The organism is Candidatus Methanoplasma termitum, assembly GCF_000800805.1.
GTDB classification, from domain to species: domain Archaea; phylum Thermoplasmatota; class Thermoplasmata; order Methanomassiliicoccales; family Methanomethylophilaceae; genus Methanoplasma; species Methanoplasma termitum.
In genome coordinates, this window is sequence record NZ_CP010070.1 from 361835 (window position 1) to 386474 (window position 24640).

Annotated in this window: 21 protein-coding genes, 1 tRNA gene and 1 pseudogene; 14 read left to right on the forward strand and 9 right to left on the reverse strand. The window is 47.9% G+C overall.

The features are described 5' to 3' along the window. Positions 1–80 precede the first annotated feature (80 nt). The 4 genes from Mpt1_RS01685 to Mpt1_RS01700 all read left to right on the forward strand — a co-directional run bounded on the left by Mpt1_RS01685 (position 81) and on the right by Mpt1_RS01700 (position 5114). Positions 81–2261: a nitrogenase component 1 gene (locus tag Mpt1_RS01685; protein WP_052399228.1), complete on the forward strand. Its 2181-nt coding sequence runs from the start codon at positions 81–83 to the stop codon at positions 2259–2261. After that, on the forward strand, positions 2258–3526 hold the full coding sequence (locus tag Mpt1_RS01690) for a nitrogenase component 1 (RefSeq protein WP_158386726.1): 1269 nt from the start codon (positions 2258–2260) through the stop codon (positions 3524–3526). The genes Mpt1_RS01685 and Mpt1_RS01690 overlap by 4 nt, the downstream gene beginning before the upstream one ends. Before the next feature lie 138 nt (positions 3527–3664). After that, positions 3665–3961 (forward strand): hypothetical protein, encoded by a 297-nt coding sequence (locus Mpt1_RS01695; RefSeq protein ID WP_052399229.1) that lies wholly within the window; start codon positions 3665–3667, stop codon positions 3959–3961. 10 nt (positions 3962–3971) lie between these two features. Further along, the gene (locus tag Mpt1_RS01700) at positions 3972–5114 is read left to right on the forward strand and encodes a radical SAM/SPASM domain-containing protein (protein ID WP_048111576.1); all 1143 of its coding nucleotides are present in this window, start codon (positions 3972–3974) and stop codon (positions 5112–5114) included. Here Mpt1_RS01700 and Mpt1_RS01705 read toward each other — a convergent pair. From Mpt1_RS01705 to cobO, 3 genes are all read right to left on the reverse strand, one after another. Further along, positions 5108–5485 (reverse strand): Rid family detoxifying hydrolase, encoded by a 378-nt coding sequence (locus Mpt1_RS01705; protein WP_048111577.1) that lies wholly within the window; start codon positions 5483–5485, stop codon positions 5108–5110. The genes Mpt1_RS01700 and Mpt1_RS01705 overlap by 7 nt on opposite strands. Then, entirely contained in the window at positions 5482–6414 is a 933-nt protein-coding gene (metA, locus tag Mpt1_RS01710) for a homoserine O-acetyltransferase MetA (RefSeq protein WP_048111578.1), read from the reverse strand. The genes Mpt1_RS01705 and metA overlap by 4 nt, the downstream gene beginning before the upstream one ends. Before the next feature lie 93 nt (positions 6415–6507). After that, complete coding sequence (cobO, locus tag Mpt1_RS01715; protein WP_048111579.1) at positions 6508–7053, reverse strand: cob(I)yrinic acid a,c-diamide adenosyltransferase; 546 nt, start codon at positions 7051–7053, stop codon at positions 6508–6510. Positions 7054–7186: 133 nt separating this feature from the next. Here cobO and Mpt1_RS01720 point away from each other — a divergent pair, with 133 nt between their 5' ends. The 4 genes from Mpt1_RS01720 to Mpt1_RS01735 all read left to right on the forward strand — a co-directional run bounded on the left by Mpt1_RS01720 (position 7187) and on the right by Mpt1_RS01735 (position 11898). Then, the gene (locus Mpt1_RS01720; RefSeq protein ID WP_274518178.1) at positions 7187–8593 is read left to right on the forward strand and encodes an MFS transporter; all 1407 of its coding nucleotides are present in this window, start codon (positions 7187–7189) and stop codon (positions 8591–8593) included. A gap of 118 nt (positions 8594–8711) precedes the next feature. Next, positions 8712–10160 carry an MFS transporter gene (locus Mpt1_RS01725; protein ID WP_048113637.1) on the forward strand — a complete coding sequence of 483 codons (1449 nt, stop codon included), beginning with the start codon at positions 8712–8714 and terminating at the stop codon, positions 10158–10160. Between the two features lie 74 nt (positions 10161–10234). Beyond that, positions 10235–11269 carry a cation diffusion facilitator family transporter gene (locus Mpt1_RS01730; protein WP_048111580.1) on the forward strand — a complete coding sequence of 345 codons (1035 nt, stop codon included), beginning with the start codon at positions 10235–10237 and terminating at the stop codon, positions 11267–11269. Between the two features lie 32 nt (positions 11270–11301). Then, the gene (locus Mpt1_RS01735) at positions 11302–11898 is read left to right on the forward strand and encodes a hypothetical protein (RefSeq protein WP_048111581.1); all 597 of its coding nucleotides are present in this window, start codon (positions 11302–11304) and stop codon (positions 11896–11898) included. Here Mpt1_RS01735 and Mpt1_RS01740 read toward each other — a convergent pair. Together Mpt1_RS01740 and Mpt1_RS01745 are read right to left on the reverse strand one after the other, a co-directional pair. Further along, positions 11885–12226 (reverse strand): hypothetical protein, encoded by a 342-nt coding sequence (locus tag Mpt1_RS01740; protein ID WP_048111582.1) that lies wholly within the window; start codon positions 12224–12226, stop codon positions 11885–11887. The genes Mpt1_RS01735 and Mpt1_RS01740 overlap by 14 nt on opposite strands. 4 nt (positions 12227–12230) lie before the next feature. Next, complete coding sequence (locus tag Mpt1_RS01745) at positions 12231–13199, reverse strand: PHP-associated domain-containing protein (RefSeq protein ID WP_052399232.1); 969 nt, start codon at positions 13197–13199, stop codon at positions 12231–12233. A 107-nt stretch (positions 13200–13306) separates the two neighbouring features. Between Mpt1_RS01745 and Mpt1_RS01750 the strand changes: the two genes are divergently transcribed. Further along, positions 13307–14275, forward strand: coding sequence for a calcium/sodium antiporter (locus Mpt1_RS01750; RefSeq protein ID WP_048111583.1), 969 nt, complete (start codon positions 13307–13309; stop codon positions 14273–14275). Here Mpt1_RS01750 and Mpt1_RS01755 read toward each other — a convergent pair whose 3' ends face one another. Continuing rightward, positions 14276–16045, reverse strand: coding sequence for a ribosome biogenesis/translation initiation ATPase RLI (locus Mpt1_RS01755; protein ID WP_048111584.1), 1770 nt, complete (start codon positions 16043–16045; stop codon positions 14276–14278). A gap of 559 nt (positions 16046–16604) precedes the next feature. Here Mpt1_RS01755 and Mpt1_RS01760 point away from each other — a divergent pair. The 4 genes from Mpt1_RS01760 (at position 16605) to Mpt1_RS01775 (ending at position 22204) form a co-directional block, all read left to right on the forward strand. Beyond that, positions 16605–17810 carry a PQQ-binding-like beta-propeller repeat protein gene (locus Mpt1_RS01760; RefSeq protein ID WP_148305797.1) on the forward strand — a complete coding sequence of 402 codons (1206 nt, stop codon included), beginning with the start codon at positions 16605–16607 and terminating at the stop codon, positions 17808–17810. Between the two features lie 69 nt (positions 17811–17879). Continuing rightward, a complete protein-coding gene (locus tag Mpt1_RS01765; protein ID WP_048111586.1) occupies positions 17880–19280 on the forward strand; it encodes an MATE family efflux transporter in 1401 nt (466 codons plus the stop codon). 48 nt (positions 19281–19328) lie between these two features. After that, positions 19329–21551 carry a methionine--tRNA ligase gene (gene metG / locus Mpt1_RS01770; RefSeq protein WP_048111587.1) on the forward strand — a complete coding sequence of 741 codons (2223 nt, stop codon included), beginning with the start codon at positions 19329–19331 and terminating at the stop codon, positions 21549–21551. Continuing rightward, positions 21548–22204: a PHP domain-containing protein gene (locus tag Mpt1_RS01775; RefSeq protein WP_048111588.1), complete on the forward strand. Its 657-nt coding sequence runs from the start codon at positions 21548–21550 to the stop codon at positions 22202–22204. Before metG ends, Mpt1_RS01775 begins: the two co-directional genes overlap by 4 nt. Here the strand turns inward: Mpt1_RS01775 and Mpt1_RS01780 are convergent, their stop codons facing one another. The 3 genes and pseudogenes from Mpt1_RS01780 to Mpt1_RS01785 all read right to left on the reverse strand — a co-directional run bounded on the left by Mpt1_RS01780 (position 22205) and on the right by Mpt1_RS01785 (position 24113). Beyond that, complete coding sequence (locus Mpt1_RS01780; protein ID WP_238603136.1) at positions 22205–23437, reverse strand: hypothetical protein; 1233 nt, start codon at positions 23435–23437, stop codon at positions 22205–22207. A gap of 3 nt (positions 23438–23440) precedes the next feature. Next, positions 23441–23509: pseudogene (locus Mpt1_RS07885) on the reverse strand (zinc-ribbon domain-containing protein); the annotation flags it as partial. Positions 23510–23573: 64 nt separating this feature from the next. Then, the gene (locus Mpt1_RS01785) at positions 23574–24113 is read right to left on the reverse strand and encodes a TATA-box-binding protein (RefSeq protein ID WP_082007304.1); all 540 of its coding nucleotides are present in this window, start codon (positions 24111–24113) and stop codon (positions 23574–23576) included. A 347-nt stretch (positions 24114–24460) separates the two neighbouring features. Between Mpt1_RS01785 and Mpt1_RS01790 the strand changes: the two genes are divergently transcribed. After that, positions 24461–24544 (forward strand) — tRNA-Leu (locus Mpt1_RS01790). The last annotated feature ends 96 nt before the right edge of the window (positions 24545–24640 follow it).

The following is a 24640-nucleotide window of genomic DNA, read 5'->3' on the forward strand; positions in this document are numbered from 1 at the left end:
TGAATAGAAAATAGTGCCTAATAACGTATTTATAACCAGACACCGATTAATGGTTGGATTATATATCCATATAAGATAAGTTGGCGAATAATACGATACAGATAGCTATCTACGGAAAAGGAGGGATAGGGAAGTCCACGTCCTCTGCCAATATTTCTTTTTCTCTCGCTGACATGGGCAAAAAGGTCATCCAGATCGGCTGCGATCCCAAACATGATTCAACAAGAGCACTGATCCAGGGAAGGGAACAGACCACCGTTCTCGATTATATCCGTAAGACCCCGCCTTTTGACAGGAAACTCAACGACATAGTTCTGGAAGGAGTAAAAGGGATAAAATGCGTGGAGGCGGGAGGCCCGGAGCCCGGGATAGGGTGTGCCGGAAGAGGCATATTAAGCACATTCGACACTCTTAAGAAACTCGGACTGAACGATGTTGATTTTGATGTGAAAATGTATGATGTCCTCGGCGATGTGGTGTGCGGCGGTTTTGCGGTCCCGCTGAGGAACGAGTATGCGGACGGAGTATATCTTGTGACCTCCGGGGAATTCATGTCCATTTACGCTGCGAACAACATCCTCAAAGGGATAAAGAATTTTGATAAGGGAGTTCCGAGAGTGGCCGGTATAATCCTGAACTGCCGCGGTATCGAGGATGAGATCGAGACCGTGGAAAGGTTTGCGGCCGCAGTCGATCTGCCGATCATCGCTTGTATACCCAGAAGTAAACTGTTTGCGGAGGCAGAGGCATCGGGTAAGACGGTCGCAGAGATGTTCCCCGACTCAGATATCGTAAAGGAATACAGGAAGATCGCCGATAACATCATCGGCATGACGGAAGGCAGATCATCATTATTTGATTCTAAACCGCTGAATGATGCGCAAATGGAACTGCTGGCAAAAGGGCAGGCAGTCAAGGCGGGAAACAATATAGACACCGTCAATACGGGAACGGCGTGCCGAGGGTGTTCATCGAGAACGCTCAAGAACAAAGTAACCACCGAGAAGAATATCCTGTCGTACTGCGCAACGTCCGGAGCGGTGCACGGGTGTTCATCGATAACAGATGCGATCGTTATCATACACGGTCCGCGGAGCTGCGCACACATAATGTCGTCAATGAAAACGATCTCGGAAATAATCAGAGGCAGCAAAAGAACGATCGAGGAGATGCATTCGCTGAGGATGGTCTCCACCGACATCGATGATACGGTATCGGTCTTCGGCGGCGCCGGGCTGTTGGAAGAGAAGATCAGAGATATGATTTTAGAAGGGCAAAAGAATATTTTCATCGTTACTTCATGCATCCCCGGGATAATAGGAGATAATACCATCGATGTGGTGAATGCGATCTCCCTTGAATACCCAGACATTTATTTCAGGGTCATAGAGGCGGACGGCAATATCACCGGGGATTGGGAGGATGGGGTAATAGAAGCTGCCGACGCTATCCTCGACATCGTGGATGATTCCGTAAAACCCCGGGATGACACCGTGAATATTCTGGCAGAAAGGTATTTTTTCAAACGCGGTGAGGATAAAGACAAAGACATCTTCAGGCTGTTCGATCCGTTCGGCATCAAAGTGAACTGCAGGTTCCTGTATGAGGCATCGATGGAGTCGATACGCAACTTCCGTCTCGGGAAAATGAGCTATATCGCCGACAATGACAGCTGTTCAGTGAGGGTGGCAAGGATCGTTCACGAGAAGTTGGGTGTTCCGGTAGATACAGAACCTCTGCCCATCGGCATCAGGGCTTACAAAAGATTCTCAAAAAAGGTAGGGGAAGAGTTCGGGATCGAAGAAAAGGCAGCCGAAGCTGCGGCGGAAGAGGAGAGAAAGTATTACGCCGAGATAGCGAAGATCAAACCCAGACTGGAAGGAAAACGGGTGATCATAGAGAACAGATTTCATGAGGATATCGATTGGCTGATAGAGCTGGTCACAGATCTGGGTATGGAGATTGTTTTGGTGGAGCTGGGCCAACTGAATACACGGAAGGAGAAGTCCCCGGAATCGAGATACGCATCTTCGGGAATACTCTTTAGGGATGAACGTACTTACATCGATGTGTTGTCGGACATCAAAGAGTTCTCTCCAGATATCATATTATCCAACACCCTCCGCGCTGAATATGAGGAAACCTGCTGCATAGGCTATTCTAATCCGGGGCCGGGGATGAAAGGCATATTGAACTTCGGGAAAAAGATCGGCGATCTTATGCTTATCCCGAAAACAGAGGGATGGAGAGATATAAGATGATCGAAAGGATCTGCATGGATGGATTCACGGGTGCGCTTCTGGCGGCAGAGAGCTTCATTGACGGGAGGGCGGTCCTGCACGGGCCGGGAGGATGCAGAGGCTATAATTTTCTGCTGGCGTCCAACTGTTTCCCGCGGTCTGAACCGGAAGATATGAAGAAATATTCGATACAATATTTCTTCGGGTCGCCGAGGATACCCTGTACATATATCGATGAAGAAAGCTACATAAACGGCTCCGAAAAAAAACTTGAGGAAAGTATCCCGATCATATGCGGTGCGGACGACAGTTTCGATGTTTTCATTCCGTCCCCGGGTGCGGCGTTGATCGGCGATAACATCACGGATGCGATAGAAAGGGCCGGATATAAAGAAAAGGCGCTGGCGATCGACGAGTCGCTGATATCTCAACCTTTCTCAACAAGTTACGATCATATTGTGAAAACGATAATCGAATGGAAAGCACCGAGGAAAAAAGAAAAGATCCCGAGAGCCGTGAACATACTCGGACTCCCGATATCAAGCAAAGATTGGCAGGATGCTCTCGAGGAATTGAAGTCGATACTGAAGGATATGGAGATAGAGATCATATCCTCGCCCGGAGCGGGCTGCGGTCTTGACGAACTGGAAAGGTCCACGGCGGCCGAATACAACGTTTGCGTCTGCCCCGAGTATTGTAAAAAGACAGCCGAGTTCTATGAGCGAGAATACGGTATAAGCACGATATTCTCGGAAGCAGGCGCACCTGTAGGTTTTGATGCAACGGAACATTGGGCAAAGAACATCGGGAAGGTCATGGGGGCGGACACTTCAAAGATCGAAGGGCGTATCCGCACGGCAAAGCAGAGAGTATTCAAAAAGATGAACAGTTCGTTCCTATCCAGACGCGTAAAGGGGATGGGGTTCACGATCATGGCGGACAGCTCGATAACATATCCGCTCACAAAATGGCTGTATGATTATCTTTGTTTCCTGCCAGTCAGCATTTCGGTGGATCCGGGAGAGGACAGCGGCATGGAATCGTCGATTGTCGAGTTCCTTAACGAAAAACGGATCAAAGAGGCATGGAACTCAAACCCCTCGCAGCCGGTGGATCTTCTGTTCACGGACGGGCATACGGCTGAGACCCAAACAATGTTGGGAAAGTGCATAAAGGGAGTGGACATATGCGCACCCAGTCTTGCGGGCATGAGTTTCATCCCCAGACCGATTTTTGGGATAAGAGGTGCAATATACATTTTGGATGAGATATATGGTAGCATCTGATTTTTCAAAAATAAGCACGATTTTATAATCTGTCGTTGCAAAAGCAATGCAAATTGTCTTTTTCAGACCCCATAATTAATATATCCTTATGGGATACGCAGATTATACCTAGCCAGCAGGTTAGGGAAGGTGAAATTAATGTCTTCCGATGCAAAAACCATCGAAAACCTGACCGAGTTATATATGAGCCAGTCCCCGGCAGCGTTCACATCGATCGCAATGCATGCAAAGGAGCCAAACGACTACTCAAAAAGAGTCGATGGCGCTGAGCACGGAGGCACGCCCGAATGCACATACGGGTGCTGCAATGAAAAGGGATGCTGTGCGTCCGGATGGTGGTATGTAGGATGCGTTGTAGGTATCGTATGCTGCTGCATGTGCTGCTGTTACATAACAAACGGATTCTACGGCGCATGGACATACTGGCCCTTCTGAGTTAAAGACGATGAGGCCGTTCATCAGTATTATAATAAAACCGACACTGGACTGCAACATTTGCTGCAAGCATTGTTATCATACTCTCGAAGAGAGAACATCTGAAAGAATGAGCATTGAAACTTTGGATAAACTTTTCCGTATGTTATCTGAGGAATATGAGTCCGTGTGGTTCATTTGGCACGGCGGCGAACCATTGCTTATGCCGTTCGGATTCTACAAGGACGCTGTTGCGCTCCAGGAAAAATATTTCGGGAAGAACTCCCACAGGATCGGCAACACCATACAGACAAATGGTATCGAGTTAAACAGAAGGTTCATCGATTTCTGCAAAGATAAGATGATAAACATCGGAGTATCCTTCGAAGGGCAGTACAACGATGTTCTCAGGGAAAAGACGGATGTTGTAAAAGAGAAGATCAAGTACCTCAGCAATAAAGAAAGGGTGTTCTCGGTCAGTTCGACGATCTCGTCGGAAACGGCATCTAAACAGAAAGAGATGTACAAAAAGTTCAGGGCCGACAAGACCGCCGTATCTTTTGCGCCAGTGATACCGGCAGGGTGCGCAGCATGCGGAGACACCGTCCCTAATGCAGACGAATACATCAGATCGAGCATAGAATGCTTTGACGAATGGTTGTTCGACAAGAACACCGAGATCCCGTTGATCCCCCATTACCTCTACATCCTGAATGCACTCGGGGATCCTCAGGAGTCCGACTGCGCTCATAACTCATGTCTGACCAAATGGATGTGCGTTTACCCCAACGGGGATCTTTACCCCTGCGGCAAAGGGTGCCCTCCCGAATTCAGAATGGGGAACCTGAATTCAATGAGAAAAATATCGGACGCATTCGGCACGGAAGGGTTCGGAAAGATAATATCCGGTACAATCGAAAGAAGGAACAGATGTATGGCGGAATGCAGCCTTTACAAATACTGTAACGGAGGCTGCAGCATTGATGCATATTATGAGACCGGACTTGGCAGTAACGGAGGCGATTCATGCAGGATATTCAAAGAGGTGTTCGGACATGTTCTTTCATCGGTCGAAGAGATCGTTCAGACCAGGTCCGATCTGTCTCAATACAATAAATTCGTCAGAGACGCTGTTTTAGGAAAACTCATCAACCCGAAGATAACCGGTCAGTGATCCATCTCGCCCACCGCATCGATCATTATCTTCACGTTCTTCGGAAGTGAGACCACCCCGACGCATGTTCTCGCGGGATAAGGTTCGCTGAACGTTTTTGCATAGATCGAATTCATCAGAGCGAAATCATTCATGTCGGTCAGATAAATGCTGACCTTGATGACATGCCCCTTTTTGACCCCCGCGGCAGAAAGGACCGACACAACATTCTGTAAAGTAAGCCTTATCTGATCATCAGTTCCTTCCGGTATCTTTCCATCCGCTGGGTCAGTGGGGATCAGCCCCGAAACAAATACCAATTTATCGGAAATGACCGCTTGGGAATACGGACCGGCGGGCAAGGGGGCCTTCTCTGTTCTGACAGGGATCATCTGAATTCTTCCTTCCCCACATCGTTGAGATCATAAGGCGTGCGCTGGTATACGTAATAGTTAAGCCAATTCGTGAACAGCAATGTCGCATGCCCTCTCCACGTAACGACCGGGTCGTTATGGGGATCGTCGTTCCTGAAGTAGTTATACGGAATGTTTGGGTTAATGCCCCTTTTCAGATCTCTTTCGTACTCATATGCCAACGTTCCGGCGTCATACTCCGCATGGCCTGTGACGAATATCTGTCCCGCTTTCTCAGACGTTACGATGCACACTCCCGCAGTTTTAGATTCGGATATTATGTGGAGGCGCGGATGTTTATTTATGTCGTGCGCACGGACCTCTGTGTTCCTTGAATGCGGCATGTAGAAAACATCATCGAATCCTCTGGTAAGCGGTTCGTCCTTTACGTTCAGCGTGTGGCCGAATATGCCCGACATCTTCTCGTTCAGAGGATATTTCGGGATGTTGTAATGATAGTACAGGCCGGCCTGAGCTCCCCAGCAGATGTGCATGGTGGATGTCACATTTGTTACGGTCCACTCCATGATCTCGCAAAGCTCATCCCAATAGTCCACTTCTTCGTAAGAGATGTTCTCTACGGGAGCCCCCGTTATTATCGCACCGTCGAATTTTAGGTCCTTTATCTCGTCGAACGTGTAGTAGAACTTATCCAGATATTCCTGTGAAGTGTTCTTCGATTCGTGCGTGGCCATCTGTAAAAATGATATATCGATCTGCAAAGGGTTGTTACCGAGGAGCCTGAGGACCTGTATCTCCGTCTCTATCTTCGTAGGCATGAGATTGAGGATCAATACCTTCATAGGACGTATGTCCTGGCTGGTCGCACGTCCCTCTCTCATTACGAAAATGTTCTCTGATTCGAGGGCTGCTCCAGCGGGAAGGTCATCGGGTATATTTATCGGCATTTAGGGGTACTTCCTTGTCAGTATCAAGATGGATGCAATCGTTAGCTTATTTATCTTTCTTTTCTCTTATGGACTTCACCAGCAAGACGCAGCTTAGTATTCTATGCCCTTTCTTGCAGAGACGCCCTTATCGAAGGGGTGTTTGATCAGACCCATCTCGGTCACAAGATCCGCATATTCTATTATCTTCTTGGGTGCGCCTCTGCCGCTCAATACGATCTCGACGTTCTTCGGCCTTCCTTTCAGCACGCCAATGACCTCTTCTGGATCCAGAAGTTTCCAGTCCATTGTGTTGTTTATTTCATCCAGTATCACCAGATCGTACTTTCCGGAATAGATCTCTTCCTTTGCCCTCTGAAGGGTCTCCTTTGCTATCCTGATATCAATATCCCTCGGCACCTTTGAGACCATGTGGTCAAGACCGAGCGGGAGTATTGTAAAATTCGGTATTCTCTCTGCGGCAAGATGTTCGCCGTAGTTCTCTGACGGTTTCAGGAACTGGATCATCAGGACCTCAAGCCCTCTGCCGGATGCCCTGAACGCAAGACCCAAACATGCGGTGGTCTTTCCCTTTCCCGGCCCTGTGTATACATGGACCAGACCTAACTCTTTTTTGATCTCCGGAGATACTTTGCTCATTGTTACCGCTGATCGGATTGCTGTGATAGGATTAAAAGTATATTCTCCACTATATGAAAAGTGTAAGATTATTAATAAACAAAAAATAATGCTGGGTGTAATGGCTCCCTCTGCAAAATTTATTACGCCTGAGATGAGAACTCTTCTCATTGCGTGTTGCGCAGGGGTCTTCATTATGCCGTTGATGAGCACGATGATGAATCTGGCGCTTGTCGACATGGGCAGGTTCTTCGATGTCGGCGCCGAAAGTCTGGCCTTGGTCAATACGATCTTCTTGTTAGGGTCTGTTGTATCCATGGTCCCTCTGGCAAAAATATCCGACATAGTAGGAAGGAAGAAGATATTCATTATCGGCCTCATTATCACCACGATCTGTTCGATAATCGCAGGATTGAGCGCATACGCCGGTAATTTCACAATATTGCTGGCAATGAGATTCGGCATGGGCGCCGGGTCTGCGGCCGTTTCCCTTACGAGCGTTGCAATGCTGACCGAAGTGTTCCCATTCGAGAGAAGGGGTTGGGCGATAGGGATACAGACCGCTTTCATATATTTCGGCAGTGCGGTGGGGCCGGCCTTTGGGGGAGTGATCTGTCAGTTCCTCGGATGGAATACGATATTTTTCTTCATTCTGCCGTTTGCGCTTCTCGCACTTTTCTTCATATCGAAGTTCAATATGAACTTCAAGTTGCACGAAGGGAAGAAACTGGATCAGAAAGGGTCGGTTTTATTCAGCGCCACGGTCATGATCACGATGTTCGGTGCGATATTCCTCCCTGATCCAAAGGGATTCATACTGATCGCAGTAGGTATGGTAATGCTGTATTTCTTCTTCAGACACATAAAAGGAGCGGAATTCCCCGTCCTGAATTTTGGGATATTCAAGTACAAGGTCTTCTCGCGTTCGGTCATCGCGACATTCATGAATTATGCATCATCATATTCTGTATCTTTTTTTCTGGCCATTTATCTTCAGAGCATAGGTATGCTCAATCCTATGAATGCGGGGATGATAATCGTGATACAGCCCGCGATCCAGGTCGTTCTGACAATAAAGTTCGGAAGCCAGTCTGACAGGATCAAAGATAAACGCATACTGCCTACATTGGGCATGGCGATAACAGCTGCGGGGGTCCTGATGATAATGTTCCTCGGAGAACCGAACATCAATCTCCCATTCATCTGCGTCATATTGGCGGTCCTCGGGGTTGGTTACGGGGTGTTCTCTGCGCCTAATACGAGCGCGGTCATGTCATCAGTTCCGCCAAAGCTGCGCGGCGAGGCATCAGGTATGGTGGCGCTGCTCAGACAGCTGGGGATGATGGTCAGCATGACCATAGCGATGTGTACAATAAGCATCATAATGGGCTCTAGCAGTTCAAATGCATTCATTTACGGTCTGACATCCGCTGAGCAATTCTCCGCATTCATTGCCGTGATACAGGTCGCTTTCGGCATATGCTTTGTAATGTGTGTGATCGGTACCTTGGCCTCATGGTTCAGGGGAAAGAATCCGGAAGGGATCTCCGAATTCGAATAATCAGACAACATTGTTATTTTTTATGCCGGCAAGTTTGGCGGACACGGACACCGATAGGTCTGAAAAGAGACGGTCCGAATCGCTAAAATAATAACAGCGAAAAATTATGTTGGGGACGATGACATCCTACGCAAGGTCGATCTCCATCGAAATGAAGACCATCCTCGTAGCATGTTGTGTAGGGGTTTTCATCATGCCTCTCATGAGTACCATGATGAATCTGGCACTTGAGGGGATCGGCCACAGTTTCGGTGTGGGCCCGGCAGATCTGGCACTGGTCAACACTACTTTTATCATCGGATCGGTCGTGGCGATGGTCCCGCTTGCGAGGGCATCAGACATCATCGGCAGGAAAAAGGTATTCATCATCGGCATCATCGTCACTGCGATATGCTCTGTGATCGCTGCTTTCAGTCCGACATTCTTCACATTGCTTGCGATGAGGTTCGGTATGGGGGTCGGGTCAGCTACCATTGAGCTTGCAAGCATAGCGATGCTTACCGAGGTGTTCCCATTAGAGAGAAGGGGATGGGCAATCGGAATGCAGGTGACATGCGTATATGCCGGGATAGCTCTCGGCCCGGTATTCGGCGGAACCATCACCGAGTTCATCGGGTGGAGGGCTATATTCTTCTTCGTGCTGCCTCTGGCACTTATTTCTCTTACCTTTATATCAAAGTTCAAGCGGGATCTTATTTCGCATAAGGGGGCAAGCATGGACTATCGCGGTGCGCTGTTGTTCAGCGCAGCCATTATGATCACAATGATGGGTGTGATAAACCTTCCGCCTTTGTTGTCCGGTGAAACGGGGCCGTCAAGCCTCCTGGCACCGGTATTGGTTATAATCGGAGCCATAATGGCGGTCTATTTCGTAAGGTCGACAAAGAGGTCGGAATCACCGGTCCTCGACTTTAATTTATTCAAATACAAGGTGTTCTTAAGATCGTGCATCGCAGCCTTCATGAATTATGCATCGTCATTTTCGGTATCCTTTTTCTTGGCATTATATCTTCAGAGCATCGGTGCGCTGACACCTATGCAGGCCGGACTCGTGATCTCTATACAGCCCGCGATACAGGTCCTGCTTACTTTAAGATCGGGAAGTAAGTCAGATAATATCAAAGACAAACGTATACTTCCTACAGCGGGCATGATATTGACGTCGTTGGGAGTGCTGATGATAATGTTCTTCGGCATAACGATCAATCTATGGCTTGTCTGCGGAGCATTAGTGGTTCTCGGAATAGGATATGGCATATTCTCTGCACCGAATACGAATACGATCATGTCTTCGGTCCCTCCGAAGAACCGCGGAGCGGCTTCCGGCATGGTAGCTCTGGTCAGGCAGTTGGGAATGATCACAAGCATGACGGTCGCAATGTGTGCCATCAGCTTGTTGATCGGCTCGGTTAACACACCAATTACTCCCGAAACACCTGAGCTGTTCGGCTCGTTCATATCGGTATTGCAGCTTGCATTCGGAATATGTTTTGCTATGTGCATTGTGGGAACGATTGCCTCATGGTTCAGAGGAAAGAACCCGGAGGGCATATCGGAATTTCAATGACCCAGCAATTTAGTTATTCCTAATTTTTATTTTTCCAGAAAAATGTAAATACATAAGTTATTATCGAGAAAATAATGTCGGACGCTTCGATAGAGAACTATAATTTCCAAAAGATCGTCGTCGTTGTAAGTGCGGCATTACTAATAATAAAATTCGCAGCCTATTTCATTACCAATTCGGTCGCGATCTTCACAGACGCCGCCGAAAGCATTGTGAATGTTCTTGCCGGACTGATGGGGCTTTATGCTCTGTATCTGTCTGCCAAACCCGCGGACAAAACACATCCTTTCGGCCACGGGAGAGTCGAACTGATCTCAGCGACCGTCGAGGGCTCGATGATCGTCATTGCGGGGGCAATGATCATTTTCGAGGCGATAAAAGATCTGATGAACCCGACGGGAATATCATCTTTGGATGTCGGCCTTCTTCTGATAATCTTCGCCGCCGCGGTGAACTACATCGTGGGTACGTTAGCTGTCAGAAAAGGCAGAAAGAACCGCTCTATCGCATTGGAATCCAGCGGAAAGCATCTGAGAACAGACACACTTTCATCTGTGGGGATAATAATCGGGCTGTCAATAGTATATGTCGGCGGACTGCTCAACTATAATTGGGACATCCTGGATCCGATAATCGCTTTGTTGTTCGGTGCATTCATAATAATAACCGGCTCAGGCGTGATAAAAAAGGCCATGGACGGTATCATGGACAAAGCGGACGCCGAGATCCTTGAAGAGATAACGTCATGCCTCAACGAGCACAGGTCAAATGATTGGATCGACATTCATAATCTCAGAGTGATAAAATACGGAAGCAAACTGCATGTCGAAATGCATGTGACATTGCCGTTCGACATGACCATCCAGGAGATGGAAAAAGAGAACAGCTCCCTGCACGAATCCGTCAGAACCAAATTCGGGGATTCGGTCGATCTAATGATGATGCCAGAACCCTGTAAGGAGTTCTCCTGCAAGCACTGCAAGAGAGGCTGCGCCGTAAGACGCGCAGCGTTCATCGGAGATATAGTGTGGAACATGAATCTTCTCGCGCAGGAACATCAGCACGCATACGGTAACCGCGTGGTAATTTCCAATCTTAAGGAAAGGTGAATTTTAACTATTATTGAGGATATACGCAAATTATGCTTTTCAGCAGACACAAGGACATTCCGGTCGAAATATCGAAGGTAAAGCTTAACGAATGGTACTCGGAGCTGAACGACAAGGACAAGGTAAAGATCGGAAGATATATCAAAGATTCAGACACATCTTCCGCATTGAATTTCAGTCTGTCTGTGATGAGAAAAGCAAACGAAGAAGAAAATTACTCTCTTTCTGTATTGGTGGGGGAAAATGTCATTACACAAGACCTTAAGGCGATCGAGAGGTTCGATGTGCTGGAAGCGATAATCCCCGCATATTTCGGGACTTGCAAGTATGACATCTGTCTGAAATGCTGCGAAGAAGGTCTTTCAATCCTTCAAAAGAACATGGAAGAGATAAAGAAGAGGAATAGCGGCAACCTGCCTGAGAGTATAATGTGCCGCAATTATATGATCAATGTCCTGATCGGCGCCTATAATGATTATGACAGAGCGGATGCGGCGTTAGATCGGTTCTTCGAAATGGGGCTTATTTCGGAAGAAGACGTCGAATACAGAAAAAGAAGCCATAAGATCCACAAACTTCAGAGAACATTCGACGGAATATTCTCGGCCACAAAGGTCAAAGAACAATGACATCTTTCCATAACACCATCGGTAATATGTCGATGGCCGGCTCCTCATAAGGGTGCACTTTTCGTATTGCCAGCACAACGTCCTTCAGATCCTCCGCCATGATGTCGAATTCAATGCGGAGCTCGTCTTCAACGGATATTTCCCCAGCCTTACCGATAAACGGATCGGAACCCTCCAACGATCTCCATGTCCCCGTTGTTTTTGAAATAGAAAAGGCCCTGTCATAGCCGGGATATATCTTCTGCATGGAACCGTTGACGGCATCCATCAGCCGATCTTTGTACTCAGGCGGTATCGCAACAGATATTTTGTATGCTTTCGGCTCCATAGTATCAGTTCTTCACTGTTGAGCGTTCACTGTCAAAGTTAGCTATCAGAGAATCTATCTCTTCCAACCTTTCTTCGAAATCGCGGCGCATGCGCCTGGCCCCCAAATTAAGATAGGATGTGCTCGCCAGGGTTGCTATGAAAGACATCGGGGGGAAAAGATACATGAATCCGCCGAGTATGCCAGTGAGCTTCTTCAGATCGCTCACATGGTTTATTTTTTCTATCAGGGCGTGGTCTTCTCTGTTAGGAAGTTTTTTCCTGAGCGAGTTATACATGAGCTTCTGCCCTACCAATACTACTTCCATACTCCATTGCACCTCTCCCAGAACGGGAGCGGTCCTTCCTTTCGGAACGGTCTTTTTGTTCAGGATCGACTTTCGGAAATCTTCGGCTGTGTTGCCCTCGAATTCTGTCCAGGTGTATCCGAAAGTGTATTTTGAGTGGGCGTCGCTTCCTCCTATAGATGCCCATCTGTCGGGATGTCTTTCCATCACACTCTGCGCGAATCTATTGGAATATTTGTCCGGATGTCCGCCGTTAAGCGTTTCAAAGCCGTCAAGATCTATGTCGAAGATCCTTTCTTTAAGACCAGGTACGTGGAAGCTGAACGGGTGCGGAGCGATGGTAAGGCCCCCCTGTTCCCTTATAATATCGACCGTTTCTTCAATGCTCAGATCGGTAGGTATCTTTTCAGTCAGGAAAAGGCCGATTATCTCGCCGTCGGATGTCATCACTTCTTCGCCGACAACCACTTCTATGTCATCGAATCCTTTGGCATATTCCTGAGCCAAGAATGCCCCTGCTGTCTCGTTGTGATCTGTTATGCAGATAACATCGTACCCACCTTTTCTACCGCGGTTTACCACAGATGACGGTTTCGAAACAGATTCCGGGAAACTGAGCGCCCCTAAGTAATTGAACCCAGAGTATTCGGTGTGAAGATGCGTATCCGCCTTTCCGACACGACCCATAGTCTTAGAGCGGAGATAGAATATTTATAACAATTGGATGACGCCTTGTTCTTTATTATAAAAAAAAGCAGAAGAAAAGTTATATCGTCTTGCCAGTATGGTGGACTGTGTCGTGGATACTGCTAGGAATACCAATCGGTATCGTCTTTTTGTATTTCGGATCGGAATGGATGGTGGACGGCGCCAAAAAAATGGCCATCAGACTCGGTGTCACACCTTTCCTTGTCGGTCTGACAGTAGTGGCGATGGGCTCTTCCGCACCTGAGTTGATAACATCTCTGCTGAGCAGCAACAACCCGCAGTTCATCGTCGGGAACATCGTCGGAAGCAACATTGCGAATGTCGGCCTTGCGATAGGCCTCGCCGCGTTGATAACGCCGGTCGTCTGCAAATTCGATGATACCAGGTTCGAGATGTTCTCCATGATGGCGGCGGTTGTGATCATTACAATCCTGGCGTTTACCGGGAAACTCGGACTGATACAGGGGATCATTTTGATCGCTGCGCTTTTGATATTTCTATTTTTCACATACAAGGTCAGGAGAAGGTCACATATCGAAGAGACCGAGGAAGAGGCGACCGAGAAAGAAGAAAGCATTAAGACGCAGATGTGGAAGTGCGTTCTTCTTGTTATAGTCGGAATAGTCCTGTTGTATATCGGAGCAAGAGCATTCATCGAAGGCGCTGTCGATCTGGCAGGGATGTTCGGTGTCTCCGAACTGATGATAGGGCTGATCGTGGTCGCGATCGGTGTATGCCTCCCGGAGCTGTGCATTTGCATCGTTGCCGCATACCGCAAAGAGAATGAGCTTGTGGTCAGCAATATCGTCGGAAGCGTGGTGTTCAACAGCTTCTTTGCGCTCGGCATCGGAGTACTGTTCACCACTGTGCCGGTCACTCACTTCACAATGGTCTTCCACATGCCGATCATGATCCTGATGGCCCTCCTGCTGGTATTGATGATCAGATTCGGGAACAAAGTAACGAGATGGGAAGGAGCTGCGCTGATATGCGTTTATGCTGTGTACATAGCACTGATGATAACGTTCCCCGAACTTACGCAAGGCCTGATATGATCAGGACGAGTAATAGTATTCGCCCTTCGACTTCTGTTCCCTGTCAAGTCTGGAATCCGTTTTGTTGATCCTCGGGCGGTTCGTATCTGCGTCGCGCCTGAAAGTAATGTCCACGGCGGAAAGGAATTTGTTCATCCCCTCTCTCATATCCAGCGGCCCTTCTCCGATACCGTGGTGCCCCGGATCGCCGCCGAACACCATCATCGAATCAGAGACCATGTCAATGAAATAGATGTCGTGGTCAACGATCATACCGCTCTTTCCGGTCTTTTCCATCATCCTTCTTATGGTCCTTGCGGCATTCATCCTCTGGTTCGAATCAAGATATGCCGAAGGTTCGTCGAAAAGATACATGTCCGCTTCCGAGGCAAGGCACATCGTTATCGCAACCCTTTGCAGCTCTCCACCGGAAAGCGTTCTGATATCCTTTTCCATGAGGTGTTTAATCCCCAACGGGTTGAGCACTTCCCCCTCAAAAAATCCGGAATTCACAGTTTCGTACGCATGAGCGAAAAGGATGTCCCTCACAGTACCTTCGCCATCCGGTGAGATGTACTGCGGCTTGTATGATACTTTCAGTGTCGAATGCAGCTCCCCCTTGTCCGGTTTGAAAACACCTGCCAGCATTTTAACGAAAGTGGTCTTGCCGGTCGCATTCGGACCGACTATCCCCACAGACTCCCCGATCTTCACCGCTCCCCTGCCGATAGTAAGTTTGAACCCTCCGAGATCCTTTTCGACGCTGTCGAACTCAACGAGGTCAGGGGTGTTCCATTCCGCTCTCGGAGGCGATGAAAAGAATTCTATCGGCCTGTCCCTGAACCTTATGTTCTCCTCCGGGAGATAACCGTCCAAATAGACGTTAATGGCGGTCCTTACCTGCCTTGGCAGAGTGAACACACCGTAAGCGCCCTCTGAGCCATAGACAATGTTCACATTATCGGCGAGGTAATCGAGAATGGCCAGGTCGTGTTCTATGACAATGACCTGTTTATTGACGCTGAGATCCTTTATGATCCTTGCGATCCTTACTCTCTGGTATATATCCAGATAGGAGGTCGGCTCATCGAAGAAGTAGATATCCGCTTCTTTCATTATGGTGGCGGCCACCGCCAGCCTCTGGAGCTCACCGCCGGACAATTTCGTAAGTTCGCGGTCGAGGACCTCGGTCAGTTCGAAGAGTTTTGCAGCCTCTTCAATGTTCATCCTTTCCTGAACTTTGCCCAAGAGGTCCCTTACAACCCCCTTTACGCTCTGGGGAAGTTTGTCCACATATTGCGGTTTCATCGAGACCCTAACATTCCCCGAATAAAGAGCCTTCAGATGATCATATATTTCCATACCTGCGAAGCGCTGCAGCACCTCTTCTTTTGATGGGGGTTTCTCATATCTGCCGAGGTTGGGGACCTCTATCCCTGATAGGAGTTTAATGGCGGTGGTCTTACCGATGCCGTTCGGTCCGAGTATTCCGGTGATGATGCCTTTCTTCGGTACCGGCAGCCTGTAAAGTCTGAACGTATTCTCGCCGTACTGGTGCACCATCTCTCCTTTGAGTTCATCGGCAAGGCCGATGATCTTGATCGCTTCGAACTGGCATTTGTTCACACATATGCCGCAACCCTGGCATAGTGCTTCGGAGATGATCGGTTTTCCGCGTTCGTTGAACGTAATGCATTCTACTCCCGTTCTTACTAATGGGCAGAACTTCAAACATTCTTTGTTGCACTTACGATTCTGACACCTGTCGTGCAACACGGCGGCTATACGCATAATGCGGATTATTATGAGGTTCGATTTTAATCTTTAGGTGAAGTAGGGTGCTTTGAAAAATTTTGAACAACTTTATTTAATGAGTTTACGTATTGTTTGTATGAAGATGACTGTTCCCTAAATAGGTCTGGTCATCGTCCTAATTACGTTTGCATTATCTTTTGTTATCTTCCCATTTCTTCCTGACATAATACCCATCCATTTCTCGGGAGCCGGCATTTCTCGGTCGGAAAAATGGAGCGGACTCGGTCTGTTCGCATTATTCTGCATACCGGCGGTCTCCTTGATAATGTGCGGTTTATTATATCTGGGTATGCCGACGATCCGTCTTGTTGCTAAAGAAAAGGGTCAAGCCCCGAAAAACCCAAAGAACATAGATATGTTGGTGCCCGCAGTTGCTCTTGTGTTCCTGATTGTGCAGATATTCATAGTCTGTCTCATTCTCATAAATATCTGACCATACAGTGAGCTACAAACAGATGAATGTAATATTATATGAAAAAGTCATATTCAAATGTAATCTCTATCATGAGAGCGAACTGATGCGGTGGAGGAGAGGATGCAAAAGAAGGAAGTATGCGTGGCATTAGGCGTTTTCTCGCTGCTGGCACTGATGATGTCTGTGCCGTTTGCCGAGCTCGAAGAGAACAGTGAAGCCGCAAACTCTCCCCGCTCAGAGGTAGCACACCTAAATGACTACGCCGTTGTGGGAACTAATATCTTAGAGCTGAACCGTGCGGGAGGGGCAGTATGGCATAAGGAACTATGCAGTCTTGGGCATGGTTGGTTCTGCTCTGCGGTCGTCGCAGAGGATGGGTTTGTCGCAGTGGGTTCGACATATGCGAAATTCGATCTCAAAGGAGATCTCGTGTGGCAAAGAACATTCGATGACCCGAGAGCATTTTACACCGACATAATTGCTGTTGATGACGGTTTCGTTGCAGCCGACATAAGGTCAATGATCAAGTTCGACGACTCGGGTGATATTATCTGGCAGAACGATTTTAAGCCGGATAAGGGAAATTATCTTCTATCATTCGCCGCGGTCGCCGACGGTTTTGTCATCGTCGAAGCTACAATGATCCCAATAGATGGGGGAAGAGCACCGCTCGAACCGGGTATGACGTTCATCAAATTCGACCGGAACGGAAATGTGCTTTGGCAAAAATATGTCCCATCCGAAACAGAGATCCGTTCAATGGCCCCGATATCGAACGGTTTCGTTGCCGTTAACAACAAAGTAATGAAAAAATTCGATTATGACGGGAATATGATGTGGCAAAGCAGATTCGATACACAAATACCCGACGATTTCAACGCTGTCGCCGCCGTTCCGGGCGGGTTCATCGCAGTAGGCGAGGTGAGCAAATATTCATTCGGTGAAGGGATATGGGGAGATATTCCTGCGAAAGGTGGGGGGTCGGATGCGACCATCGTCAAATTCAGCGAAGACGGAGATATTATTTGGAGCAAGATCTACGGTGGCCGGGGTTCTGATGAGTTCGAATATGTGGCTGTGGTGTCCGGTGGAATTGTTGTCGGAGGCATCTCCGCTCCCGCGAGCGCAGATGGAACCTATCCGGGGTTTTGGGGGAATACCTATGATGTTCTTGTGAAATATGACGATAACGGCAACGTCGATTGGGTCATAAACAACCGCGTCGAAAAAATAATGGGGACTGGGATCGTTCTTGCAATGATCGTCTTTAGTCTCGTGGCGGCATATTTGGTATACCATTATAGGATCTTCCCAGACCGCAAATAAAATTGTGGCTTTGAGAAATCTCTTTTTTCAAAGAGATAAATCAATATACTTATTGTAAAATCACGCGTCATGGATGGGACGGCGACGAAGGGAGTGGATGTTCTACTCGGAGATCCGAAGAAAGCAGTTGTAGCTTTCTCTATTCCGATCGCCATCGCACTTCTGGCACAACAGGGAAGCCTTTTCGCCGACAGCGTCTGGGTCACCGCGCTCGGCGGCGATGCGTTGTCCGCGATCGGATTGGTCTCTCCCATGTACATCATCCTCACCGGCATAGGTGCAGGCCTTGCCGTGGGAACATCTGCGGCGATCGCAAGGAAGATCGGCATGAAAAAGGCAGATTCTGCCAATTTGATAGCCATGCAGTCGTTGTTGTTATGTTTGGCGGTCGCTGTTGTATTAACGCCTCTGTTGCTGCTTACATCGAGACCGTTACTGGGACTCATCGGCGCAGGAAGCACGATAAACTCATCTGTCGCATTCGCGACTCCCATTTACATTTCATTTGTCTTGATATTGTTAGCGAATGTGATGTCAGGAATCATGAGAGGAGAGGGTGCGGCAAGGAAATCCATGTACATGCTGGTCCTGGGAGCCGTCACTACTATAATCTTGGATCCGATCCTCATCTACGTTGCGAACCTGGGAGTAGCTGGCGCGGGATGGGCCACATCGATCGGTTTCGGGGTCTCATTCCTCGCGGGGGTCTATTGGTATTTCTTTGACAACAGAATGTTCATTAAGTTCAAAAAAGAGAACTTGAAGCTGAACATCAAAGCTTGGAAAACAATATTATTCGTCGGAGTTCCGCAGTCAGCCGAGTTCATGGTCATGGGAATATTCAACATAGCATTCAACGGCTGCGTGATCTTGATCGGAGGAAACGATGTGATGGCGATATACACGGCAACATGGAGAGTGATAGGTTTGATCGTGATCCCCGCCCAGGCAATGGGCGGAGCCATAATCTCGTCGTGTTCGGCGGAGTTCGGAATGAAGAGATATGATATGATCAGGCAATCGTACGTCTATGCTGTGAAGATGAGTCTGATCCTTCTTACGATCCTAACTGTTGCAATGGTCGCTCTGGCAGGTCCGATAGCAACGCTCTTCACGAACGATCTTGTGGAACCAGCTCAGATGCACAGCGACATGGTGATAATGATGTACATCTTCGCTACCTTCATCCCGATAATGGCGCTGATATATGTCGGATCGTCGTTATTGCAGTCGCTTGCTCGTTCGAAGATATCTTTGTTGTCGACTTTCATAAGGAACGGATCTCTGGCCATAGGATTCCTGATTACGACATACGGCATCGGGACGCTGACATCGATGTGGTGGGCGCTGAGCATCGTGGAGATATTCGGAAGCATCCTTATGGGCTACTGGGCTTACGTGATCTTAAAGGATGCCGCAAAGAAGGACGGAAAATCCATCATTTACGCCGAAGGCGACATCCCATACTGATACCCAACATCTTTATTATCGTCGTCGGCATTGGAGTCACTGGTTCAAATGTCAAAGATATGTATCAACATCGCTTGGCCGTATGCGAACGGGCCGATCCATCTGGGGCACGTGGCAGGTTCGCTGCTCCCCCCTGACATATTCGGCAGGTACAACCGTCTCATCGGGAATGAGGTATTGGTTGTGGGCGGTTCAGACCAGCACGGCACACCGATCACCGTCACTGCGGAAAAGGAAGGTTCCACACCCGACGCCGTGGCTGACCGATATCACAAGATAAACAAGAAAGCGATAGAGGATATGGGCATTCAATATTCACTTTTCACAAAGACCAACTGTGCCAACCACTTTGAAGTGGTGCATAACATATTCAACGATCTCCTCAAAAAAGACTATTTGTACGAAAAGCTGACAGACCAATATTATTGCGAAAAATGCCAGAAGTTCCTTCCCGACAGGTATGTGGAGGGAACATGCCCGAAATGCGGCAAGGAAGATACGAGAAGCGATCAGTGCGACAAGTGCGGGACCACGTTCGAACCCGGCGATCTGATCAAACCGAGGTGCATACACTGCAAAGGCGAACCCGTAGTGAAACAATCCAACCAGTTCTTCCTAAGGCTCAGCGCATTTAACGATCAATTGACGGATTTCATCGACAGCAAAGATTACTGGAGGCCGAACGTCAAAGCGTTCACAGCGAACTGGCTTAAGGACGGGCTTCACGACAGGGCGATAACAAGGGACATGTCCTGGGGAGTCCCCATACCTCTTCCCGGCTGGGAGGACAAGGTCATCTATGTGTGGTTCGAGGCCGTCATCGGATATCTGAGCGCTTCGATCGAATACTCAAAGAATGTCGGGAAACCGGATCTTTGGGAAGAATACTGGAAGGATCCGAACACAAAACATTATTATTTCATCGGAAAGGACAACATCCCCTTCCATTCCATCATCTGGCCGGGGATACTGATAGGCATAGGCGGTCTGAACCTCCCATACGATATCCCTGCGAATGAATATCTCATGTTCAAAGGCGGCAAACTGTCGAAGAGCCGCGGAGGAGCGATTGACATCCCATCCGTTCTTTCAAAATACGATGTGGATGCAGTCAGATACTATCTCTCGATCAACATGCCCGACACTCATGATTCTGATTTTACTTGGGAAGATTTCCAGACGAAGGTGAACAACGAGCTCGTGTCTGCATTAGGCAACTATTATCACAGATGTCTCAGTTTCACACAAAAGAACTTTGGGAAGATACCTGGAGCCGATTCTAAAGAAGGCTCCAAAGAAGTCATCGACATGATCCGATTGACACTTGATGAGTATAATGAGTGTCTTTCGCATTGCGATTTCAAAAAGGGGATCAAAGCCGTTATGGAGCTGGCACGTTTCGGAAACAGATACTTCGACTCCATGAAACCCTGGGCACTGATAAAAGAGAACAAGGAACAGTGCGGCAAGGTCCTGAACAACAATCTCATGATCGTCAAGGCACTCTCGGTAATGGCTTGGCCATTCATGCCCAGATCATCAGAAAGGATATGGAAGGACCTGGGATACAAGGAAAGCATAGAGAAGAGCGGCTTGGATGCGGTCACATCAAAATTACCTGCCGGAAGAGGGCTCTCTGAGCCAATGCCGGTGTATAAGAAGGTAGAGATCCCCAAGGAAGAAGAGGAAGATGACGCTTCCGCGTTTGCCGATTTCAAGAAGGCCGACCTCCGCGTAGGACAGATCGTGAGCGCAGATAATCACCCAGACGCAGAGAAATTGTTCCTGATGAAGATAGATATCGGCGAAGCCGTACCAAGACAGATAGTCGCGGGACTCAGAGCATATTATTCAAAGGAACAACTGGTCGGAAGGAAGATGATACTCGTATCCAACCTTAAACCGGCCAAACTCAGAGGGTACATGTCAGAAGGAATGGTGCTTGCTGCGGACGACGAGGCGATCGGAGGGAAATCGGTACAGCTCCTCAGACCTACAAAAGACGTCCCCGTCGGAACAAAAATGAATTCCGGATTGGAGAATTCATCGGCCCAGATCGAGATAAAAGATTTCCAAAATGTAAAGATGGTCGTCTCCAAGACATCCGGGAAGAAGCTGTTGTGCAACTCCTTGGAAATAGAAATTCCGAAAGAAGCTCCGAAGGTGATCACAGCGGTGATCGACGGTGACAGTGCGATAGCGTTGAGCGACGGTAAAGATTGTTTCGCAACGGTCGACAACGAGATGAAGGATGGAGCAGGCGTCAGATGAAAGCGGATCTGCACATACATTCCAATTTCTCTAATGACGGAAAGTCCACTGTGGAAGAGATAATCGAGGCAGCAGTGAATAGGGGATTGGGATGCATCGCGATTACCGATCACAACAGTTTTGAGGCATACAACCTCGTTAAAGATAACGGAAAGGTCATTGTGATACCCGGAATAGAAGTATCATCCAAAGAGGGCCATATTCTTGCATATGGTATCGACAGGGCGATCTCAAGGGACATGTCAATAGACGAGACGATCAACGCCATCCACGAGGCCGGAGGGGTCGCTTTTGCGGCACACCCATACAGATGGTGGTCGGGGCTCGGGGAAGAGAACACACTCAACTTCAATTTCGACGGCACAGAGGCGCTGAATGCCAGATCGACCGCAAGGGACAATAAAAGATCAAAAACTCTCGCCGAGCGCATCGGAAAACCGATCTCCGCGGGGAGCGATGCTCACGACCCGGAATATGTCGGCGACGGTATGGTCGAAATCCCCGATGATATCAGAACATGGCAGGATGCGTTGAAAGCGGTCATGGAAGGGAAAGCGAAGCCTTCAAGCACTAACAGGCGCGCCACCGTTACAATAAGGTATGGAGTAAAATCCATTGTCGAGTGGATATTCAGAGGATTCAAACGAATGTGATCAGGTAACGATGTAGAAATCGTAACTGTCCTTTCCGATATACCAGCTGTACGGGTGCCCGCCGGAGCCGGTGTTGCTAATGAGGCCGATCTTTTGGAATACATCTACGGTGGTCTCACACCCATAGTATGTAACGTTATCTACGGTCTTACTCAATACCTCATCTGAGTAACTCGAATAGTTTCCCGGGGAGTATGAATCAAGTCCCACCGCTGCAACGGCGTGACCGGGAAGCACCACAACTCCGGCGTTGAACCCTGCCGCCTTGAATAATGCGGCAGCCAAGATGGATGTATCCTCACAATCTCCCATACCATAAATTATTGTTTCCAACGGATATGCAAAATATTCTTCAACCCCGTATTGGTATTTTTCCGCACTCATGAATGTGGAGTATGACGGATATCCGAAACAGATCTGGACGAAAGCAAGTATGAACGAAGCATAGTTCCCATCCGCAGCGGCTTTGTTTACACCGTATGCGTTACGAAGCGATCTCTCAAGATCTTTGATCACAGGGTCGTTATAGGTAACGAATGAAACTGTTTTGTTGTAATTCGTCACATTTCTGCCATTGATGTTCATGTTCTTGTAATCGAGATATTCTTTGTAGTCGAATGATAACCGGATCGAATAACTCGCGCCGTTATATGTCCAGTTATAGTCTTTGATAACCGTTCCGATGTATGTCACCGTCCCCGAGTAAGTGGTACGCTGACCAGACGAAGTCAGGCAATCCACCTTTATATCATATACTCCCGGTTTTTGAGAAAGATAATACAGCACCGGTTCGGTCTTTTTTATGGTATCTCCTGTGTACTGTGAGAACACATATGCGCTTGTCGAAGCCAGATGATCGCGGTCATACAATGTCCAGGTGTATGAAACGTATTTGGATGCCTGATCCGGGCTCAAAGTAAACGCTATCCTGTTGTCGGTGGCGAGTGCAACCGACAGTGTGTTCCTTTCTTCAAGAAAATCATTGCTGACTTTGAAGTAGGAATAGGGATTTATTTGCTGCGTCTCTGTCTTTTCGGGCGCATTTTCACTTGAACCGGCAAGACCGACAACAACTACTCCGACGAATAACGCTATAACGATCGCAACGGTAACAACCTTTTTTGAGTTGCCCTTTTTTGTTGGAGCTGTCTGTTGATAAACAGGCTGAGAATATACATAAGGTTCAACCGAGGGAACATATCCTTTGTGAACGGGCATACTGTAACTGTTCAATTCGTACCCGCATCTGGGGCAGAATTTTGCATCTTTACTTTGAATAAGAGCGCCACAACGAGAACACAGCATTGCAACTCTTTATACAATTGTTGGATTTATAATTGTTTGAGGAAGAAGTTTAGTAGTATCAAGCTTAAGACATCAAGCTTGCGGCTCTGAGTTCGGCAGCGATCTTGTCGACAGCGCGCACAACGTCCTCTGGAACCTTTGCGCCTGTGCAAACCATTTTTCCGGACCCGAAGAGAAGAACCACTACTTTGGGTTCATCCAGCCTGTATACAAGACCCGGGAACTGCTCAGGCTCATATTCGACCTTCTCCAGACCGAGTGTGATCGCAACCGTGTTAAGATTGATCTCCTGTTCCAGGTCTGAGGATGCGACAATGTTCTGAACCTCTATCTTCGGTTCGATGCTTATCTTTATGTTCGCTTTTTCAAGGTCCTTTGCGACCTTGCTTATTGCGATCTTCACATCACCAAGGCTCTTTGCGCCTGTGCAAACGACCTTTCCGCTTCTGAAAAGAAGTGTGGCTGTCTTAGGTTCTTTGATCCTGTAAACCAGCCCAGGGAACTGCTGAGGATTATAGTCCGCACCTTCCAGTGCGTTCTCAATCGCTTTCAGGTCGAGTTCCTGTCCAAGGGATGTTGAAGCTACAACGTTCTCGATATTCATCTTTGCCATTCTTTCACCGAAAGGGGCTATTTATAAATCATTTATAAAGATTGTGCATTTTGGATATATTTGTTTTGATAAGTAGTTCTTCTGACAGTGATTGACGAACCGTTCCGATGCCGAGTCGAAGACGGAGGCTGAGGGACGATTCGTGCGAAAGCGGTAAAGAGGTGTAAGAGGTTCCGCGCAGCCGCCCCGAACGACATGTGGCAGATCGACTATGTGGATATCGGGCACGAGCAGAATCTCCTGTCGATAATGGATGACTGCAGCACCTCTTTTCAAAACAGTAGTATTGGATGATATAACAAAGCTTATTTATGGATTGGACATTCAACGCACATTACGCAGAGGTAGTCAAGCATGGCCAACGACGCTAGGTTGAGGGCCTAGTCCTTAGTGGTCCTTGGGTTCAAATCCCAACCTCTGCACTATATCAATACTATCATCATATGTTGCCATTAAATTTTGATTCGCAGGCCTAAAAATGAGGCTTTATGCGATTTCCGAAATAAATAAATGAGCCA

Excerpts from the sequence above, each read along its gene's own strand:
- Mpt1_RS01760 (WP_148305797.1), top strand. The coding sequence starts at position 16,605 with ATGCAAAAGAAGGAAGTATGCGTGGCATTAGGCGTTTTCTCGCTGCTG.
- Mpt1_RS01775 (WP_048111588.1), top strand. The coding sequence starts at position 21,548 with ATGAAAGCGGATCTGCACATACATTCCAATTTCTCTAATGACGGAAAG.
- Mpt1_RS01740 (WP_048111582.1), bottom strand. The coding sequence starts at position 12,226 with ATGGAGCCGAAAGCATACAAAATATCTGTTGCGATACCGCCTGAGTAC.
- Mpt1_RS01765 (WP_048111586.1), top strand. The coding sequence starts at position 17,880 with ATGGATGGGACGGCGACGAAGGGAGTGGATGTTCTACTCGGAGATCCG.
- Mpt1_RS01755 (WP_048111584.1), bottom strand. The coding sequence starts at position 16,045 with ATGCGTATAGCCGCCGTGTTGCACGACAGGTGTCAGAATCGTAAGTGC.
- Mpt1_RS01735 (WP_048111581.1), top strand. The coding sequence starts at position 11,302 with ATGCTTTTCAGCAGACACAAGGACATTCCGGTCGAAATATCGAAGGTA.
- Mpt1_RS01705 (WP_048111577.1), bottom strand. The coding sequence starts at position 5,485 with ATGATCCCTGTCAGAACAGAGAAGGCCCCCTTGCCCGCCGGTCCGTAT.
- Mpt1_RS01695 (WP_052399229.1), top strand. The coding sequence starts at position 3,665 with ATGTCTTCCGATGCAAAAACCATCGAAAACCTGACCGAGTTATATATG.
- Mpt1_RS01725 (WP_048113637.1), top strand. The coding sequence starts at position 8,712 with ATGACATCCTACGCAAGGTCGATCTCCATCGAAATGAAGACCATCCTC.
- Mpt1_RS01700 (WP_048111576.1), top strand. The coding sequence starts at position 3,972 with ATGAGGCCGTTCATCAGTATTATAATAAAACCGACACTGGACTGCAAC.
- cobO (WP_048111579.1), bottom strand. The coding sequence starts at position 7,053 with ATGAGCAAAGTATCTCCGGAGATCAAAAAAGAGTTAGGTCTGGTCCAT.
- Mpt1_RS01785 (WP_082007304.1), bottom strand. The coding sequence starts at position 24,113 with ATGAATATCGAGAACGTTGTAGCTTCAACATCCCTTGGACAGGAACTC.
- Mpt1_RS01745 (WP_052399232.1), bottom strand. The coding sequence starts at position 13,199 with ATGGGTCGTGTCGGAAAGGCGGATACGCATCTTCACACCGAATACTCT.
- Mpt1_RS01730 (WP_048111580.1), top strand. The coding sequence starts at position 10,235 with ATGTCGGACGCTTCGATAGAGAACTATAATTTCCAAAAGATCGTCGTC.
- metA (WP_048111578.1), bottom strand. The coding sequence starts at position 6,414 with ATGCCGATAAATATACCCGATGACCTTCCCGCTGGAGCAGCCCTCGAA.
- Mpt1_RS01690 (WP_158386726.1), top strand. The coding sequence starts at position 2,258 with ATGATCGAAAGGATCTGCATGGATGGATTCACGGGTGCGCTTCTGGCG.
- metG (WP_048111587.1), top strand. The coding sequence starts at position 19,329 with ATGTCAAAGATATGTATCAACATCGCTTGGCCGTATGCGAACGGGCCG.
- Mpt1_RS01720 (WP_274518178.1), top strand. The coding sequence starts at position 7,187 with ATGAGAACTCTTCTCATTGCGTGTTGCGCAGGGGTCTTCATTATGCCG.